We start from the raw sequence: 19,285 nt of genomic DNA on the forward strand, positions 1-19,285 counted from the left end.
GACGATCCGGGGATGTGGTTTACGAGATCGGGGTCATCCGGCGATGACCAGGAACAGTAGGATCGCGAAGAGAATGATGACGGCCATCAAGCCGTGCGGGTCGACCGGCTCGTCGCCGGATCCGGTTCGCGCGACGACGACCAAGATGAATGCGGCGAACGTGAGCATGCCGATGACGACTATGGGCAGGAACGGGATCATGGGATGGGTTCTTCCGGTTCGGGGATGATGCGGCGTCCGTCGTAGGTTTCGTCGAGCACGTTGATGCTGAGGAACAGGTCCACCAAATGCGTGGCCAATCCGTGTTTCTGAGTGAGCACGCAGGTCAGGAAGTCACGGTCGAAGCACACGCCGCCATCCCATGACGCCTCGTAGACGAGCCACCCGTCGAGGACCTGGCCTCCACGGGTGCGGGCGATGAACCGGTGGCCGTCCAACCGGTCGAGCGGCGTGTGCCGCCAGTCGACGCTCACGCTCACGTTCACAACCCCGCCCCCATCTGGCCTGTGGATGGAATCAGACTGTCGTGGCATGGGCAGAGGACGCGCGGAGGCAGACGACCGGGCCGTTCGCTGACCTGCCATCCGCGGTTGCGGGCCAGCCGGTATACGTCCCGGATGCCGCGCACCAGTCGACGCCGGCATGTGGGCTGGTCGACGCCCATGCCATGCACGCCGGTCACATGGCCTTCCCTGTCGGTGGTGACGGTCAGTTGGCTTCCGCAGGTGGGGGCATCACCCGACCATGACGCCCACGGTGTCGCGCATGAGCGTTGGCTCCCGCAGGTGGGGGCATCGCATTCCAGCATCCACAATCGTCCGTCAGCCATGCCCGACATCACATGCTCCTTGAAGGTGTGGCGCCCCGTGGAACAGGAGGGCCACGCACCCGGGATGCGCGTACCCGTCCTCATACGATCCGCCGGATCGGTATACGCGTACCGGCCTGCGGCGCCCGTAGACGACGCCGTGACAGTACACGCAGGACGGGCCGACCGGGGTCGGATCGTCGACGCGACGCCACGCGTGCACCGTGCGCGCATGATCGACACGGAACCCGCCAACCGTGATAGTCCCATCCCAGTCGCGGCAGACCAAGCCCATGGCGATAGGCAGGCCGCGTCGGCCGTACAGTTCCGCGTAGTCGCCGGGCATGAGGCTCACCGGTTCGATCCTCCGCCACCCGTCGGGGCGTGTGGCGGGCACGCTGACCTCCCATTCAATGCTGGTCATGGTCGTGGCTCCCCGTCGTCCACGTTCACGGCATGCTCGCCGTCAGCCCACACGGTCACGGTCGATGCCCGGAACCCGGCCTTGTCGAGCATGCGTTCCAGCTCGTAACCGTTCAGGTCCAACCGGTCGCAGGTGAACGCGATGGTCATCCTCGCCATGTCACGCCTCCTTCCCGTCCGTTTGGAGCGTGGATTGGATGTCGATGGCAATATCCATGGCATGCCGTCCGGTCACACGGACCGAATCCGCGCCGACCTGCAGCACGCCCACGTGATCGCCCGTCACCACGTACACGCCCGTCATGGTCCCGTTGAACACGACCTGCACGTCCCGTTCACTCATGGCGTTGACCTGCTGGTCGATGCCAAGCTCGTGCAACCGGCGGCCGATGGCCGTGATCCTGCGCGTGATGTCCACCAAACCGGGTCACCTCCGTTCCATGCCGGACACGGGGAACACGCCCCGCCGGTCGGTACGGTCGGGAAGCGGGAACGCGTCCCCGTCCGACAAGTCCAGTTCGACCCATGCGGCGTTCACCGCGTGCGCGTACGACAGCATCCCGTCCACGTGACACAGGAATCCGAACAGGCGTTCGAACCTGCGGTCCAGGACGCTCACCGGGACGGCGCTCTCCTCCGGTCCGCCGAACACGGGGTCCGTGCGTGGTTCGACCGGTTTACGGCCCGCCGTTTCCAACACGGGTTTCAACACGGCGGCGGCATGCTCGGCACGCCCCCGGAACGGGTGGTCCTCAGTGGCTGCGATGACGCGCAGCATGCGGTACAGGTCGCCGATCTCGTCCAACGGGGAGTGGATCTGTTGGTCTGTCATGGGAATGGTGTCTCCTTTCACTGGCTGTCCGCACCGTCCTGTTCGATCCGGTCCATGAGACCCGTGAGCATACTGGTCTGGTCCTGCACGTCCTTGAGGCTTGCGGAACGCGGCAGCTCTTTCGCGTTACGGATCTCCTGTTGCAACCGGTCCATGAGATACGAGTTCAACAGGGTCGACTTGTCGACCGTGGACGCCATATGCTCGGCCTTGGCCAACGCCGTGTCGAACGCTTTCGCGGCCTTGGCCTGCGCATATGCGCCCGTCTTGGACGACGCCTTCGTCGTCAACGATTTCAGTTCCTTTGTTTCCCGGTTGAGCCGGTCCGCTCCGCTGGTCATCGTGGTCGTGCGCGTGGCGGGATCCGTATCGCATTCCATCACCGGGGGTTCCTTGGCGTTCAACAAGGTGTCCAACCGGGCGGAGGCTGTGGGGTCGGCCTCTTCGAGCAGGTCGAGGTCGACCGACCGTTTCGCATTGGTTTTCGCGCGCGCCCAGTCACCAGCTGATTCGATCAGCCGGCTACGCGCCTGCGAGCAGGCCGACTGGGCTTCCGCACGGGTGACCCGCTCATGGTAGGAGAACGCCATCGACCCGAACGACAGGAGCGCGACCACGCCCACCATGCCGGCGAGCATGATCATGCGCCGCCCGTTCAGTCCTTTCGCGACCCGCGTATACCGGGCGAACCGGTTGGGTTTACGGTCCCCGTTCCGGTTGCGGCGTGGCTCGTCGTCCGGATCGGACATTGCCAGATACCGTTCGGCCTTCGCGCCCGGATCATCCTGATCCTCGTCCTTCCCGCGCATACGGGTCTCCTTCCATTCCGATACCGAAACCCGCTCATCCACTCTGATATGAGGGTGGGCAAGGTCGGGTTTCGTGTTCCTTCCCGTCCACGCACCCCGAATCCGATAACGGGGGAATGGGGAGTTACAGGCCGGGGTGGGGTTGGTCGGGCAGGAACGTGGTGGCGATCCACGGGCATGCCCACCGCCATGCGCAGAACACGAGTCCCGCGCTCAGGATGAGGATGAGCAGGAGTCGTGACGTTTTGAACACGATCTGGTTGGATGGCCATATGCCGGCGGTGAGCCGCCACATCCAGCCGATCGGGTTGAACCAGGTGCCGCGCGCCCATTCGACGCGGCGCATCCGATCGTGGGATACCAGCCATGAGATCAGGTTCAACAGCAGCCAGATGGCGAGGAGGCCGAGGCCGACGACGCCGGTGACGGGCAGGTTGACCTTGTCGGATACCGTCTGGATGGAACGGCCGACCTTGGTCGCGGTGCTTTCATGGGTTTGGGCGAGCTGTTCGGGTACGCCGTCTTTCTTGTCGGCCCAACCCATGAGGGTCGCGTGGGCGATCATCCTGTGCGTGGCGTGTTGGCCGACGGGCATGACCGGATAGCAGGTCGTCAACGTCATCCCGTATTCCGCGCCGGCCGCGGTCGGTCCCACGACCTCGACCTGTTCCTGGGGGACGACGTATGGTTTGCGGTTGATCGTGTATACCCACCAGTAGTCGGCGCCTTCTACGATGACCTGGTCGCCCACGTCCAGGGTGCCGAGGTTCGCGAGATCGTTGTAGGTCGCGTGGCCGGCGAACGACGCGTTGCCTTTCTCACCGGGCAGGGCGGTGCCCTCGTAGTGGCCGACGCCCATGTTCGCGAGGACCCGGTCGCTCGTGCCCTCTTGGATCGGTAGCTTGAACGTCTTGCCGAACCGGGGTAAATGCAGGTACCCGTACAGTTCGCCCTGTTTCACACCGGGTTCGACCGGGGGAGTGCCGTCCATGGTCAGTTGGGCGATCCGGTCCGTCTCGGTGGTTTTGATCTTCCGGCTTGTGGCCTTCTCCAACTGGTGGCTCACGCTCGTGGAATCCAAGCCCATCGCCCAATACGACCATACGAACTGCGCCAAAGACAGACAGCCGACGACCAGTAGCCAGCAGCATATTTCGGCGACCACACACCACAGGGTGCGGGTCCGTTTCGTGGGACGGGCCGCATGCGAACCATTACGTGATGAGGAACGGGATCGGGGCCGCGCCGAACCCGGCGCGGCCGCATGACGACGACGAGACACACCACCCATACCGCTGACAACCCCCAAGAACAATTGAAGACGATTCCTGTCAGCGCAACCACCCTCCCCGACAGGAACCCGACACCGATACAAGCCCACAACCGATATCGGCCGGAAGGTCTGTGACAGAAGCGAGGGGGAAACACCCCTCCCGCGTGGCGGGAACCGCCACGAGGATAACCTGAACGAAGATCCTCGCATGAGGCGGGGAGACAGGAGAAGACAATGGGAAACAACCGTACAAAGGTGTTGGCGTTGGCTGCTGCTACGGCGGTGATGGGCGTTGGTTTTGCCCCTATGACAGCAATGGCGGACACGGTGACAGCCGAAGACCGGACTGTGGTCATGGCGGCGTCGCGATATTCGATCGATGATTTGAAGAATATCGTGCCGTTCTATGAGTATTACAGCGGTCCGAACATGGACAAGATCTACCATTTCGACGGGTTCGACTACAGGAACCCCGGACCCTGGTACATGCCCGACGGCGACACGCATGCCGGCATCCAGTCCGGCATCCCAGCCGGATGGAGTCAGAAGCTCTACTCCGACGGCGACGTGCACGTCGACATCATCGCCCCCGACGGCACCAAGATCATCACCTACACATTCAAAGTCAAGGAAGAGCACGTCGACCAGAACGGCATCCAAGCCAAGGTGAACGGTGTCAACTGGTCCGGATGGAGCGAGTCGACCACCAGCTATGACCTGCGTGGCCAGTATCCGAACGGGGCGAGGCTGTCCTTCACGAACCTGCCGGCCGGGGTGATCGTCCAGGCGTTCAACAGCACGTATAACGGGGCTCCCACCACGCTGGTCCGATTCGTCCAGAACGGCGTGGTCTCCAAGGACTACAACTTCCTCGGCGCAACCTACATGCCATACGTTGACCCGGTATCCGGATTCATGGACGTGAATGATGCTACCCCGCATGTGGAGGACATCCGTTGGCTGAAAACACAGGGAATCACGACCGGGTTCCCGGATGACTCGTTTCAAGGCATGGGCGTGGTGGTGCGGCAGGATATGGCCGCGTTCCTGTACCGTCTCGCCGGCAGCCCCGCATACACACCCGACTGGTCCCGTAACCCGTTCACTGACGTGACGTCAAGCTCTCCGCATGCCAAAGAGGTGCTGTGGCTGGCATCCACCGGGATCAGCACGGGTTTCCCAAACCATACGTTCCGTGGCGGGGATCCGGTGGTGCGGCAGGATATGGCCGCGTTCCTCCACAGGTACGCGATATGGCGCGGCCTGCATGGTGCTGTTGGCATGGGATGGCCGTTCACGGATGTGGATAGGTTGACCCCGCATGCCGATGACATCCGTTGGCTGGCGGCGAACGGGATCACGACTGGCTTCTCGGACCGTACGTTCCGTGGCATGGATGTGGTGGTGCGGCAGGATATGGCCGCGTTCCTCCACCGTGTGGACAGGTTGTCTGCTTGATCGGAAGAAAAAGGATGAGCCCCTTCCGGGTTTTCCGGGAGGGGCTCATCTGTTCATGCCGTCGGTGTCACGGCCGTGAAGGCCGGTCCGTGAGCTGAGTCGGCCCGTAGGCCGTGACCACCGTCGTCATCACTCCTGTGCCATGCGGCGGCGGGCGATGGCGAGGGCTCCGGCGGCCAGGATGCCGAGCACGCCGGCGAATACGGCGGAGAACCGCATGCCGGTCTGCGCGAGGCCACCCCACACGCGGGTGGTCTCGTTCGGCAGTCGACGCTGGCCGGTGTGGAACAGTTCCACCTGACCGTTGGTCGGATGATCCTGGTCGGTCGGACGGTACACGGTTTCAACCCAGTAGTAGTCGCCGTTGTACGCGACCTTCACGTTCGGGCTGTCGACCGTGGTCTCACCGCCTTGGAGGGTGACGCGGTCCGTGGACAGGATGTGCTTGTCCTTGGACGCGTCATCGCCCTTGACGCGCAGGTACAGGTCGAAGCCGATCTGCGTGCCCTTGACGATCTGCCCCTCGATGAGCGCCGTATCGTGGAACCACGTATTGGCCTTGGCCTTGGTGACGGCGCGGGTCGTGACGCGCACGATCTGCGTGGTCTCGCGGGCGTGGCCGATGGTGTCCTCGAAGAAGTGATCCTTCTCGGTCGTATCGCTCAGGCAGTCGTTGTCCTTGTTGGTGGTGGTCGAACCATTACCGGTGGTGGACCCCGTACCGGTGGAGCAGTTGCCGTTGCCAGTGCTGGTGCCGTTAGAGCAGTCGTCCTTGCCGGTGCCGGTGGAACCGTTGCCGGTATCCGTACCGTTACCGGTGGAGCAGTTGCCGTTGCCGGTTCCAGTACCGTTGGAGCAGTCGTCCTTGCCGGTGCCGGTGCCGGTGGAACCGTTGCCGGTGCTGCCATCGGTATCGGTCACGCACTGGGTGCCGACCTTCAGCGGGCGCTTGAGCGCGAGCTGCCAGATCAGGGTGCCGACCTTCTCGGTCTTGAACTCTGGGCCGAGGATGGAGACGACGCCCTTGACGCGCGCGGTCTCCGCCTCGTCGGCGGTGATCGTGTGGTAGTCCTCGTACGCTTCGACCGGCTGCTTGTCGTCGATGTTCTCGAACAGGCTCCACGACAGCTTGGTGTTGCGGGCGACAGGACCGTAGATGATGGCCTGGTCGCGGACGGTCTTGCCGACCTCTTCCTCACTCACGGCCTTCGTCTCGGCGTGGATGACGCGGAACGTTTCCATCTTGTCGCGACGCTTGCCGGTGTGGACGATACGGTACGACTCGCCCGGATGGCTCACACCATCGGGGGTGACGGTCGGCTTGTCCGGCGCCCAGGAGCCGCCGTTGCCGCCGTTGTCGCCCGGCTCGCCGTACAGGTCGAGGCGGGAGTCCTTCGTGGTGGGCGCCTTGTCCCACACGCGCAGCACCCAGTAGTATTCGCCCACGGCCTGCTTCCAATCACCCTTGTAATGGGCGAGGATGTCGACGCTCGGGCTGGTGGCCTTGGTCTGTCCCTTCTTCAGGGGCTGGCCGTCACCGTCCACGGTGGTCACGTACGTGTCCTTGTACGGGTCGTTGGTGGTCTGGTCGACCTTGTACAGGTCCCAGCTGGCCATGAGCCTGCCGTCCTCGGCGATGTTCTCCAGAGTGGAGTCGTCGTGGACGTTGGACTGTTCGGCCATGACCTCGGACACCGTGGTCGTGTTCGCGCTGATGCCGTGCAGGGATTCGGGCTCCTGGTCGTCGCGACCGGTGTGGAACGGCTTGTCATGCTTGCCCGGAAGCTCCACGACTTCGCTCCAGTAGTAGTCGCCCGCCTTCTTGAGCTCGATATGCTCGGATTCGATGGCCGTAGTGCCGTTCGCGTCGGTCTCGCCGACCTTCACCGGCTTGGTCGACTGGACGGTCTTCCCGGTCGTCTTGTCCTTGAGCTCGAAGTGGATCATCGCATCCTCGGGCAGCTTGCCGTGGATGAACGCCGTATCCCACAGCTTGTTCGCGACCGCGCCCCAATCATAGGTGGCGGTCGTGATGCTCACCGCGTGGAACGACTCCTCCTTGATGGCCTTAGCGGAATCCGAGTCCTTGGTCTCGCCGTGCAGCACCTTGTCGGTGTTGAACTGCTGTTCGTCGGGCTTGCGGAAGTTCCAACGCCAGTAGTAGTCGCCGTACTCGTTCTTCTTGAGCCAGTACTTCGCGCTCTCCACGGTCTGCTGGCCCTCGTGGAGCACCTCGAGCAGGGTCGTGTACACGACCGTGTCCTTGCTGCGGTCCTCGCCGGGCGCCTTCTTGTAGAGGGTGAAGCCGAGCTTGTAGTTCTCGAGCATGTGTCCCGCGATGTCGGCGTGGTCCTGGACGTTCGCGCCCTCATAGGACGTGTTGATCCAGTTCTCGCCGTCCGGGGTCTGCTGCGCGTTGCCGGCAGGCTCCTTGGCGTCATCATCACCGGACTGGGGCTTGGACCACACCTGGGACTTGGTCACATCGGTCGTGATCTTCACGATCTCGAAGTGCTCGTCCTTGACCTGCATGCCGTCGAAGATCAGCCAACGCGCGTGGTAACCGTGCATGGTGTTCTTGCCGGCGTCCGGGTTGGTCTTGTCGTCCTCCTGCGGCACGGACTCCCAATTGTCGTCCAGGCGGGCTTCACCCTTCTGGCCGAGATCGGTGTCCTGCGGCTGGCTGAACGAGCCCTTCGGCAGTTCAACGTCGCCACCCTTGTTGTCGGGCGTCCAGATCTTGAACCGCCACTGGTAGGAGCCGACGCCCGGGTTCTTCAGCCACTTCGTGGTGAACGTCACGGGCTTGAGACGGAAGTCGCCGATCGCTTCGGCCGGCACGTCGAGACGTCCCGTGGAAGCGACCTTCTCGGTGCCGATGACCTTGCCGTCGAGACCGGGCTCGGCCTTCCAGATCTCTGCCTCGTACTGCGTGCCCTTCGGGATCACACCGGACAGGGTGATCGTATCGGCCACGTGCATCGCGTCGGTCCACAACGGTTCGGCGCTCTTGGACTGGGCTTCGATGATGTCGAAGCTCTCGGCCTTCACGCGCTTCGCGTCATACCACACGACGTTCGTGTTGCCGTCCAGCGACGGGTTGTAGTCCGGGTCGATGCTGGTCGTGCCCACCGGGTTGGAGTCGACGTCCGGGTTCTGGATGACGGCCCGATAGTAGTAGGTGCCCACCGGGAACAGGTTCCTGTCGGTCAGGTCCACGTTCTCGCTCTTGAGCTTCTGCCACCACTTGAGCACGCCGGCCGAACCGTCGGTCTTGGCCTGGACGGACGGGAGCGTCCAATCCTTGCCCTTCCAGACCTTCACGTCGGTCGCGCCATCCTTGGACTCCGGGTCCTCGCGCCAGATCTCGAACCGCATGGTCGTGCCCGGATCGGTCTGCGCGATCATCGAGTCGACGTCCACGTCCGACACCTGGTACGCGTACTGCTTGAGCATGTCGTACGTGGTGATGGTCTTGTCAGCGTAGTTGGCCGCGTCGATGCTGAACCACTTCTTCGCGCGCTCGGTCTCGAACTTCTGCACCGGGGTGCGCTCCTCGGACGGGTAGCCCGTCTCGTGCGCGTCACCAGACTCGCCGAACGTGCCCTTGTCGAGCACCTGGCCTTCCTGGTTGTACAGGGTCGCGACGAAGTAGTACATGCCGGCACCGCACGGGTTGTACTGGCCCGGCTTCTGATAGCCGTCGGTCGGGCATTCCGGGATCACGAACTGCTGGCCGGTGACCTTGATGATCTGCGTGCGCGGACTGTTCGGATCGTCCGGATCGGACAGCTGCCACTTCGAATCATCGAGATCACGACGGATCTGGCCGATCATCTGACCCTTGGTCTGGCCCGCGTGACCGTCGTTACGGTACAGGCGGACGGTCACATACGAACCGTTCGGGACCTTGCCGTAGAAGTCGTGCGAGTTGCCGTTGCCGTCGCCCTCATGGCCGACGGACTCGTCCCACACCTGGACCTCGTCGTACAACTGGCCGCCGACCGCGCCCATGGCCTGCGCGTGCGAGGCGATGATGCCACCGCCCCTGACGTGCAGTTTCTCGGTCTCCTCACCGAGCTTGCCCTGGTCGAGGATCTGGCCGGACGCGGTATGCAGGGTCGCGACCCAGAACACCCAGCCCGAACGCATCGTGCTGACCTTGGGGGAGACGACCTTGAAATGGTCCTTCGCGCTGGACTGGTCGGCCTGCTCGTTGGTGATGTCCACACGAGCCTCGTCGAGGATCTTCGGCGCGTTCGCGTTCGGCGTGTCGGTCGGCTGCGCCTCGTACGCGGTGAACGTCACGTACGAGCCGCGCGCCACCTTGCCGTAGATCGAAGCCACATCATGGAACTCGTCACCGACCGCGACCTCCTCGTTCGACACCTGGGTTTCGATCGTCGGCATCTCGAGGCGAATGGTCTCGTTCTCGAGGCCGAGCTCGTGGGTGACGCGGATCTTGCCGTCAGGACCGTACATGGTCGCACGCCAGTACACGAAGCCCATCTCCGGGGTCTGCCCGTACTTGGTGCCACCAGTGGAAGTACCGCCGCACTCCTTGTCCTGGGTGCCGGTACGTTTGATCGACGTGGTCGAACCCGCGTGATCCTCCGCGTTCACGGACAGGGTGCCCGGGAAGTTCGCGGTGCAATACACCTGCGGGGTCGAATGCGAGTTGTCCGCTTCGGTCTGGGTCACGTTGATCCGCTCCGAATACAGCTTCTTGGCCTCGACCGATTTAACCGGATTGCCATCATTGTCGTTCGGACCGTCAAGAGTCGGGCCGAACGCCTCGAACAGCACGTAGGATCCCGGTTCGATGATGCCAGTGAACGTGGCCTTATCACCGAACTTCTCACCGAACGTGAGGTTCTTCGGCGTGGACGTCGCGGAACCGACCTTCGTGTCCACGGTCAACGGGAGCACGTGCACGGTCTCGGTCTCGATGCCCAGATCATGCGTGTCAAGCACGTCGTCATGGTTGTTGTACAACGTGGCCTTCCAATACACGTAACCCACGTGATCGGCGCTGATGCTCTTCGACCGGATCGTGATCGACCCCTGCTCGTAGCTTTTCTCGATGAGATCGGCGGGAATGTCGACACGCTCGTTGAGCAACACGTTCGCGCTCGTGTCCGGCAGGTCGGGGACCGCGTCATACGCGGTGAAGATCACGTACGTGCCGGCCGCGAGACGGCCGGTGATCTTCGCCGTATCGTAGAACTTCTCGTTGATGCCGACCACACGCTTGCTCACGTCGGTCGTGATCGACGGGGCGTCGACCTTCCATGTCTCCTTGGGTTCGCGATCGTCGGTGTCGACCGGCCCGGACATGTGCCCCTGCTGGGGGATCTTCACATCGAACCAGTAACGGCCACCCTTCCACGCGGTCCAACCGAAATCGGCCGGCGTGAAATCGGGGGACTGGAGTTCCGGAACCCAGTTCGTGGTGAACGTCTTGTCGACCTTCTGGTCCACGACGTAATCATCCGGGTAACCATCCCAGTTCAGGGTGACGGTGCCGGTGATCTGCTCGTCCTCGAAACCGCCGAACCCGCTCATGTAGATCGTGTCATGCACGGGACGCGTGTCACCGGCATGGTCGAACGTGTTCGATGCCTCGGTCTTGATCTCCGGGGTGAACTGGTTAAGAACCTCGAAACCAATCGGAGTACCTTGACCAATTCGGTCGGAGATGAACATGTGCTGACGAGGCCACACATACTGGGATCCGCCAACCATACCCGCAGCAGATGGAGTAATGGTCACAGCACCATCACCGTTCGCGGTCCAAGTAACCTTCGCCTCGCCGTTGCCGTCGGTCGTCACGGTGATCGTGTTCGAACCGGAACCATCGAACACAGCCGGACCGTTGATCGTCAGAGTGACCTGCTTGCCGGCCATCGGCGCGTTATTGCCGTTCCTGACACGGACGGAGTATTCGCCCTTACGCTTGCCGGTCGTATAAGAGAAGCTACCCGCTGCAGTCGGCGCCTCGGCCATGGCTTCGTTCCACAGGGCCTGCGCGCGCTGGACCACGTTGAGCGGGAACTGTCCCTTATCGGATGACCAGTTGTGGATCTGGTTATCGATCTTGTCGTGGATCAGGTATGCGAGGGCCGCTTGGGTGGTGTCGTCATAGTTGTTCGCGTATTTGGTGGCGAGGTAGGCGACCCTGTTGCCGTCCTCGCTGGTGACCGGCTGGAGCGTACCACCCTGGATGGGTTCGCCGTTGTAGCCGATACCCCAGTCCATGCAGTACGCGTTGTACAGTTTGCCGCCACTGCTGATCTTGCCGATGACGCCCACGTAATGCCACTTGCCGTTGAACGTCTTGATGTTGATGCCCGGATAGCCAAAGCCGTTCGCCGCCGGCGTGACGCCGTCGTCGGGCCGTGCGTCTGCCATCGCCGTGCCCGGAATCGCAAGGCCGACCAGCAACGTGGCGAAGGCGACGATCATGCCCACGAACCGCCGGAGCAGGCGGCCGGGGCCGGAATATTCGTTGCTCACGGATTCTTTCCTTTCATGAAACGTCCGGAACCCTAGGGGTCATCGCCGGCTGCAATCCGTTTGTGGACTGGTTGCCGGACGGTATCGGTAGGGGTTCCGATTCCCGATGCGACCCGATACGGGGTCGAACCACACCGCTCACCCGGAGCATGGTTTCCCGCCAGCCGATAACGGTCGACAGGAAACAGTGAACGCCAGCATCCACTCCAGTTCGGAAGGAATACCGGCGTTCAGCAAGTGGTATCGGATGGGGTTAGATGCCAAGGGGGAGGACCGTGGTCAGGCCTTCGCGTTGCTGGCCGCGCATAAGCGTGAGCTTGATCTTCCAGGTGCGTGCCTTGGCGCGGAAGTCACGGTCGAATTCCTCGAGTTCGTCCAAACCGGGGGCGAACAGGGTCACGAATCCCTGATGGTCGGTGTCGGGCCAGTTGGCCTCCTGTTCGAGTTCGCGTTGGCGTTGCTCTTTTTCCTCGCGGCGTTCGTCGTGGCTTTTCTTCCGCTGGTCCTGGAGTTTGCTGCGCTGTTCGATGGACTGTTCCTTCTTGCGCAGGTCGCGTTCGCTTTCCTCCATGCTTTTCGGACGCCAGATGTGGCAGAACGCCATGCTCCGGTTGTTCGCGAGCAGGCTGCGGATGAACCCGGCGGGCACGGGACGGTCGGGCCATTGCAGGATCCAGTAGGTGCGGGCCACGCACGAGTCCAGGGTCAGGTAGGTGCCGTCCTTGGATTCCTCGCACCAGGTCACGGTCGGATCGTCCCGTTCCAGGGTGAACGACGCGTCATGCTGCGTGCCCTGGTCGGCGACATCATGGATGAGCCGGCGCAGGTCGTCGACCGAACACCAGCGGACACTGTCCCTGCGGGCGCCGCATTGCAGGAGCGCGGGCCCGATCGTGTCGCGACACAACCGGCCCAACGCGTCGCCGACCGCGACCCGTTCGACGTCCTCACGCCGGTCGCCGCCTTGCAGCCGGTCCGCGTCGACGCTCGCGCAAATGTAGTTGAGGTTGCGCAAGGGGCTTGCGATGGAGGGCAGCATGTACAGTTCGCGCTGGTCCTGGGCCATCCACCCGTCCGGGTCGGCCACGTTCGTCAGATCCGGCTCCTGGGGGCGGGGGCCGGGCAGGATGAACGCGGTCTCTTTCAACTCCTTGAACCCGTTGATGTCGGCGAGGTCGGCGATCAGGTTCGACAGGCCCATGGCGCGGCTGGTGCGTTCCACGTTCGGTGTGAGGCTCCACTCCTCGACTTTCGCGGTCAGGACCGCGGTCGCCTGTCGTTTGTCCGGGTCGAACAGGTAACAGGCGTCGCCGAACCCGGTGCCCACGACCTCGGGGCCGCGCATCTCGATCGGTTCGGCACGCTCCTCGACGTGACCCCACAGGCCGAGCACGCCTTCGACCCGGCCGCGTTTCAACGGACGGTACGCCCACGTGGTCTCCCCGTCACGCAAGCGGCGGCGCCATCGCCGCCAGATCCACACGCGGTCCATGAGGCTCAACCCCTCCCAGCGCAGGAATCCGAAGATCATCAGGCCGACGCCGACGACGATCATGACGAGGTTGAAGCCGAGCACGCAGCCGAACACGAACAAGACCAAACCAAGGCAGACGACGATCAGCTGCGGCCAGGTCAGGCCGAACACCACGTTCGTGGCGCTCAACCGGCTGAACGACGCGTATGGGACCTCGCGACGGTTGTCGCCACGCTGCATCACCATGACTAACCTCCCAACAGGCTAAACGGGGAAACGCGGTCCCGCCCCGATACCAGCGGAGGCACGCCGGGACTGTAACCGTGAACAAAGAGGGCGGGGCCGCGCATCGGGTTCACACGACCCGGATGCGCGGCCCCGCCGATAGCGGTCCGACCGGTCAGGCGATGGACGGCCCCTGGGTCGTGGCCGGTTTGACCGGCTGTGAATACCGGCCGGGCTCACCGCCCTGACCGGTACCGCCGACGCCAAGCGCGCCAGCGTTCCCGCCGTCACCACCATTGCCACCGTTTCCACCATTGCCACCGGTACCGCCGTTCCCACCGTTTCCGCCGGCGCCACCGGTACCTCCAATACCGTTGCCGCCGTTTCCGCCGACACCGTTGCCGCCATTGCCGCCGATGCCGGAACCGCCTTGGCCACCTTGGCCGCCCTGGCCACCGGGCGCGCCACCGGATCCGCCGAAGTTGCCGACCGTGGGCACCTGAAGCCCCAAGGCTCCGGCCACACCATTCGACACGGGCATGCCCTTGTCGGGTAGCATCGACGTCAACGGGGTTCCCTGCGGGAACGACACGTCGCCCGGCTTGGAGCCGGAACCCGTGTTCGCGTCCTGTTCGGCGTTCCTGGCTTTCTGGTTCGCGGCTTCCGTGACATCGTTCGCCGCGGCCGAACGGTCCGCCGGGGGTGTCGTCGACGTGGGTTCGTTCGGATCGGCGAGGGCCGGTTGGGTCTTGCCCTGTCCGGAGGAGCCGTCGCCGTTGTCGGGCTTGCCGCCCGAACCGGATCCGGATCCCGAACCGTGGGACGGCGGGTTCCAGGAAGCGCCGAGCACGTCGGCCGCGGCGCCAGCCGCATCCCCGGTCGCGGCCTTGCCTGCCGCGGACGCGTACTTGAACTCCGTTTGGACCGCGCCCTTGACGCCATCCGTCACGTCGCCGGCCGCTTGGCTGAGACCGCCGTCCACGCCGCCGCGGATCGCATGACCCGTGCCCTTCGCAAGTCCGCCGGCGACCTGTGTGCCGGGGATAGGCAGGCTGCTGAGCACCTGGCCGGTCACTTCGAACGCGGTCGCGACCGCGTTCTTCGCGGTCTTGGAACCGGCCGACTGCATGTCGGCGGTGATGTTGTCGCCGATGAAGCTCACGGCCGGCATGATCAGTTTCGGACTGAAACACGCCATCCAGATCGCGGCCATGCCGATCATCGCCGTCCAGAAACTCGCGTTCACCTGGCCCATCAGACTCAACCCGACCGTGAGTACGAGCGCGGCGCATGGTTTGACGAGCAGTACGCCCACCACGGCGCGCAGCCAACGGAAGAACGACTGTCGGGACGACGCCCATCCCAGCATCGACACCGGCAGGGGGGCGACCGCCGCCAGGAGGATCAGGCTCAGTATGCGCGCCGCCATGATGCACGACAGGCACAGCATGCCCAACGTCAGGATGATCACGAAGAAGATCTGCAGGATGATGCTTTTCGTCATCGACCAGGTGAAGATCCCTTTGAAGAACGTGGCGCCCACATCCTCGAGTTTGACGTTCGCGGGCAACCCCAACAGCAGCATGCGGCCGGTCAACTGGGTGATCAGTCCTTCGACGAGGATCATCACATCGATGCTGATCGCGGTCAACGGCCAGGCGAGAAACGCCATGGCGAACGCCTTCAGGCTTTCCATCGGGCTCGCCTTCCACGCGGCCCACACCGCGCCGATCATGCAGATCGCGAGATTCACCAAACCCATGACCCAGCCGAGACGGTTCGCGGCCAGGATCGCCACGTTCCATTCCTTGAACGACACCGTCGACTGGCTGCCCATCATGACCAGCGTCATGAAGGCGCCCAACTCCTTCGACAGGGCCAGACCGAGCCATTCGCTGACGATCTTCTCGAACACGCCCATGATGATCAACGTCATATGCGATCACCACCCTTCACACAAGAAAGGCCGGGGAGACGGGGACGACCCGCCCGCCGGCCGGGAAAAGAAACGGACCACATTCCCTTCCCCCAGTCTCCCATCGCAGGACACGGCCGGACGGGAAACCGGGGAGGGAAGCGGGTGGAACAGACGATCAGGCCGTAGCTGCGCCGCCGCCGTCGAACACGTCCCTCGTGACGAGGAACTTGACGATGGCCATGGAGGCGCCCAGCAGGATCGTGCCGATCGCGCACCACACGAACACGGTGCCGGAGTACTGCTGCATCATGCCCGAATGGATCACACGGCTCAGCATCCACACGAGAGCCGCGAGGATCCACGCGCCCACGGTCAGGACGAGGGCCATGGCCCACAGGCCACCAACCATGTCGGACACCAGCTTCAGGAACGGGAACACCTCCCAGTTCGGGGCGATGTTCATCTTGTTCACGTCCCCGTCCGACAGGGCGAGAACAGTCTGGGTGTGTAGGGGAAACATCGAAATCACCCTCCTTTCACCACAGGACACACGAAAACGAAAAACGCCCCGACCGATACCGGTCGAGGCGTCCACGCGAACCACGGAGGAAACGATTGTGGAACAGGGGTCAGCGTCCGCCGGACTGGCCGCCGCCGGAACCGCCACCGCCGCCGTCGAACCCGTTGCCCTTGGAACTGTCCCCGGTAGACCCACCGCCGCCGCCGAGGAAGCCGGAGATCGCGTTCTTGATGGCGTCGAATCCCTTGCCGATGGCCGATCCCACGCTGGCTGCCGCGTCGCCGAGTTTCTTGATCGCGTCGGTCGCGGACGAGGCGATCCTGTCCGCGATGTCCTTGCCGAGCTGCTGGATCAGATCGGTCAGATCATCGGAATGATGCTCGCTCTGCGAATCACCATCCGTCGAGAGCTTGCCGTTCGCGTCCTGGTACCTGCCGCTCGGGCTTAATCCGCCAGTACCGAACACGGTGTATCCCCATTGCATCGCCCCGGATCCGGAGCCGATGATGATCGGGATCATCAACGCGGCCAACAGGCGTTTCCACGAGAACGCGCGTTCCATCATGTTGTTCGTCACCATGCCGGGCAACATGCTGATAAGCCCCAGGATGATCATCGCGACCGCGAGCAGGATGCACACGGCCATGATCCCGCCCACCAGCTCATGCAATCCTTTGATGTCCCACGCGGGATCCGGCACCAGTGGAACCAGTTCATCAGCCAGCACGACCGTTCCCATCACGCACCGTCCTTTCCGTCACACCCACGCCTGAACGGCGCGGGCCTCTCACGGGACCACCGCCGATACGACAACCCGCCGGCCGATAACGGTCGACGGGTTGCTCGTCACGCGAAACACGGGGGGAGGTCAGTCGCGGCGGCGCCTGGACAGGATCGTCCCGCACGCGGCCATACCGGCCAGCAGGACGGCCGGCAGGAGGAGACCGGCTGTCATGCCGGTCTGCGGCAGTTGCACTGCCTTCCACTGGGCGTACAAGACCACGCGGCCCTTGTCGTCCGCGGTCAGGTCACGTACCTGGGCGCGATCCGTGTACCCGGTGCCGGTGCCATCCGGCTTCGTGTTCCACCCCTCGAACGTGTACCCGTCGCGCGTGTACGCGTTCGCGGTCAGGTTTGCCGCCACACCGTACGTCATGGGCTGGTCGGCCATGCGACCGGTCGCGTTGTCGCCGTTACGGTCGTAGACGATCGTGTACGTGTTCGCCCGCCACACGGCCTCGAGGGTCTCGCCCTCCACGGTCAGCGTCCGTTCGTCACCCGGACGGATCAGCCCATCCGACGACGGAACACCATCACCGGACGCGTCGTCCACGGACGGAGTGTCGGTCGGATCGTTGACGGTCCCATCATCCGGAGACTGGGAGCCGGTCGGCTTGTCACCGGTGGTTGGCTTGTTCGAAGGATCGGACGTGGCGGTATCATCCTTCGACGTGCTGGAATCGGTGGACGGCTTGGACCCGTCGGACGGTGTCGAGTCCGGGCTTTCGGTCTGCAACGCGATGGGGGCGACGGCCGCAGCATCGGACGGTTGCTGGCCATCAGGCTTGGTCTCGCCATCAGTATCGTCCTTGGACGGCGTATCCGGGGACGGAGTCTGCGGCTTGTCGTCCTTGGACGGAATATCCGGGGTCGTGTCTTGGGGTTCCTCATCCTTGGAATGGTCCGGGTCTGATCCGGTCGTGCCGGTGACGAGACGCCAGCCGAGGAACGTATGACCCTTCCACGAGAACTCGTTGGCGGAGACCGTGACCTTGTCGTCGACCACACCGGTCTGGGCCGGGGTGTCGCCCGTCACGTCGGGGTTGCCGGGCAGGTAGGCGAGTGTCGACGGGTTGGCCTTCCACTGCGCGTACAGGATCGTGTCACCTTCCTTCAACGTCCACTCGGATCCCGGCTCGACCATGTCACCGGTGCCGTCCGGCTTGGTGTTCCAGCCGGCGAACGTGCGGCCCGCCCACGTGAACCCATTGTCGGCAATCGTGACCTTGTCAGCGTCGAGGCCCTTCACGGGAGCGACCTCGCCCTTGGCTGCGGCACTGTTCGCCTCATAGGAGAGCGTGGCCGGCACCTCCGCCCACTGCGCGTACAGGATCGTGTCACCTTCCTTCAACGTCCACTCGGATCCCGGCTTGACCGTGTCGCCCGTGCCATCGGCTTTCGTGTTCCAGTTGGTGAACCGGTGGCCCGGCCATGTGAACGCGTTAGCGGCAATCGCGATCTTATCGGAGTCGAGGCCCTTCACGGGAGCGACCTCGCCTTGGGCCTGGTCGCTGTTGCGATCGTACGAGAGCGTCGCCGGCATTTCGGACCATTGCGCGTACAGGACGGCATCGCCCTCCTCGAGCGTCCACTCGGAACCGGGCTTGACCGTATAGCCAGAACCGTCGGCCTTCGTGTTCCAGTTGGTGAACCGGTGGCCCGGCCATGTGAACGCGTTGTCCGCGACCTTCACCTTGTCGGAGTCAAGGCCTTTCGCGGAAGTAACCGAACCTTGGGCTTGATCGCTGTTACGGTCATAAGACAGGGATGCGGGACGTTCCTTCCACTGCGCGTACAGGGCCAGTGTTTCGGGGGCGAGCTTGTAGTCGGCGCCGGCCTTGTACGCGGTGCCAGTGCCGTCCGGCTTCGTGTTCCAGCCGGTGAACGAGTAGCCCGGCTTGGTGAACGCGTTCGCAGCGACCTTGACCGTCTGGTCGACCTGTCCCTTGGTGGGGGCGGTCGTGCCTGATCCCGTATTCGCGTCGTACGTGATCTGCGACGCGTTCGCCTTCCACTGCGCGTACAGGGCCAGTGTTTCGGGGGCGAGCTTGTAGTCGGCGCCGGCCTTGTACGCGGTGCCAGTGCCGTCCGGCTTCGTGTTCCAGCCGGTGAACGAGTAGCCCGGCTTGGTGAACGCGTTCGCAGCGACCTTGACCGTCTGGTCGACCTGTCCCTTGGTGGGGGCGGTCGTGCCTGATCCCGTATTCGCGTCGTACGTGATCTGCGACGCGTTCGCCTTCCACTGCGCA

At 63.7% G+C, this 19,285-nt stretch carries 16 protein-coding genes (1 of these 16 only partly in view); 1 reads left to right on the forward strand and 15 read right to left on the reverse strand.

Annotation, left to right across the window (positions count from 1 at the left end):
* Window positions 1–33: 33 nt before the first annotated feature.
* From CSQ85_RS13155 to CSQ85_RS13165, 9 genes are all read right to left on the reverse strand, one after another.
* A complete protein-coding gene (locus tag CSQ85_RS13155; protein ID WP_190972989.1) occupies window positions 34–201 on the reverse strand; it encodes a hypothetical protein in 168 nt (55 codons plus the stop codon).
* Window positions 198–485, reverse strand: a complete 288-nt coding sequence (locus CSQ85_RS09320; protein ID WP_150383843.1) for a hypothetical protein — start codon at window positions 483–485, stop codon at window positions 198–200. The genes CSQ85_RS13155 and CSQ85_RS09320 overlap by 4 nt, the downstream gene beginning before the upstream one ends.
* Window positions 482–838 (reverse strand): hypothetical protein, encoded by a 357-nt coding sequence (locus tag CSQ85_RS09325; RefSeq protein WP_150383844.1) that lies wholly within the window; start codon window positions 836–838, stop codon window positions 482–484. Before CSQ85_RS09325 ends, CSQ85_RS09320 begins: the two co-directional genes overlap by 4 nt.
* A complete protein-coding gene (locus CSQ85_RS09330) occupies window positions 822–1,232 on the reverse strand; it encodes a hypothetical protein (RefSeq protein WP_150383845.1) in 411 nt (136 codons plus the stop codon). The genes CSQ85_RS09325 and CSQ85_RS09330 overlap by 17 nt, the downstream gene beginning before the upstream one ends.
* On the reverse strand, window positions 1,229–1,390 hold the full coding sequence (locus tag CSQ85_RS13160; RefSeq protein ID WP_190972990.1) for a hypothetical protein: 162 nt from the start codon (window positions 1,388–1,390) through the stop codon (window positions 1,229–1,231). The genes CSQ85_RS09330 and CSQ85_RS13160 overlap by 4 nt, the downstream gene beginning before the upstream one ends.
* Window position 1,391: 1 nt before the next feature.
* Window positions 1,392–1,652, reverse strand: a complete 261-nt coding sequence (locus CSQ85_RS09335) for a hypothetical protein (protein WP_150383846.1) — start codon at window positions 1,650–1,652, stop codon at window positions 1,392–1,394.
* A gap of 6 nt (window positions 1,653–1,658) precedes the next feature.
* Entirely contained in the window at window positions 1,659–2,063 is a 405-nt protein-coding gene (locus CSQ85_RS09340; protein ID WP_107042416.1) for a hypothetical protein, read from the reverse strand.
* Window positions 2,064–2,080: 17 nt separating this feature from the next.
* The gene (locus CSQ85_RS09345) at window positions 2,081–2,872 is read right to left on the reverse strand and encodes a hypothetical protein (RefSeq protein WP_150383847.1); all 792 of its coding nucleotides are present in this window, start codon (window positions 2,870–2,872) and stop codon (window positions 2,081–2,083) included.
* Between the two features lie 124 nt (window positions 2,873–2,996).
* Window positions 2,997–4,037 (reverse strand): sortase, encoded by a 1,041-nt coding sequence (locus CSQ85_RS13165; RefSeq protein WP_190972991.1) that lies wholly within the window; start codon window positions 4,035–4,037, stop codon window positions 2,997–2,999.
* Window positions 4,038–4,529: 492 nt separating this feature from the next.
* Between CSQ85_RS13165 and CSQ85_RS09355 the strand changes: the two genes are divergently transcribed.
* On the forward strand, window positions 4,530–5,603 hold the full coding sequence (locus CSQ85_RS09355; RefSeq protein ID WP_190972992.1) for an S-layer homology domain-containing protein: 1,074 nt from the start codon (window positions 4,530–4,532) through the stop codon (window positions 5,601–5,603).
* A gap of 129 nt (window positions 5,604–5,732) precedes the next feature.
* Here the strand turns inward: CSQ85_RS09355 and CSQ85_RS09360 are convergent, their stop codons facing one another.
* The 6 genes from CSQ85_RS09360 to CSQ85_RS09385 form a co-directional block, all read right to left on the reverse strand.
* A complete protein-coding gene (locus tag CSQ85_RS09360; RefSeq protein ID WP_150383849.1) occupies window positions 5,733–12,119 on the reverse strand; it encodes an Ig-like domain-containing protein in 6,387 nt (2,128 codons plus the stop codon).
* A gap of 253 nt (window positions 12,120–12,372) precedes the next feature.
* Window positions 12,373–13,839 carry a PrgI family protein gene (locus CSQ85_RS09365; RefSeq protein ID WP_150383850.1) on the reverse strand — a complete coding sequence of 489 codons (1,467 nt, stop codon included), beginning with the start codon at window positions 13,837–13,839 and terminating at the stop codon, window positions 12,373–12,375.
* A 154-nt stretch (window positions 13,840–13,993) separates the two neighbouring features.
* Entirely contained in the window at window positions 13,994–15,754 is a 1,761-nt protein-coding gene (locus CSQ85_RS13170) for a hypothetical protein (protein WP_190972993.1), read from the reverse strand.
* 157 nt (window positions 15,755–15,911) lie between these two features.
* Window positions 15,912–16,256, reverse strand: a complete 345-nt coding sequence (locus tag CSQ85_RS09375; RefSeq protein WP_150383851.1) for a hypothetical protein — start codon at window positions 16,254–16,256, stop codon at window positions 15,912–15,914.
* 109 nt (window positions 16,257–16,365) lie between these two features.
* A complete protein-coding gene (locus tag CSQ85_RS09380; protein ID WP_150383852.1) occupies window positions 16,366–16,998 on the reverse strand; it encodes a hypothetical protein in 633 nt (210 codons plus the stop codon).
* 126 nt (window positions 16,999–17,124) lie between these two features.
* Window positions 17,125–19,285 carry the 3' portion of an InlB B-repeat-containing protein gene (locus CSQ85_RS09385; RefSeq protein WP_150383853.1) on the reverse strand. The gene runs 1,343 nt beyond the window's last position, so the window shows 2,161 of its 3,504 coding nt (coding positions 1,344–3,504); the start codon falls outside the window, past its right edge; it ends in the stop codon at window positions 17,125–17,127.

The sequence above is a fragment of the Bifidobacterium rousetti genome, from assembly GCF_008698235.1.
GTDB classification, from domain to species: Bacteria; Actinomycetota; Actinomycetes; order Actinomycetales; family Bifidobacteriaceae; genus Bifidobacterium; species Bifidobacterium rousetti.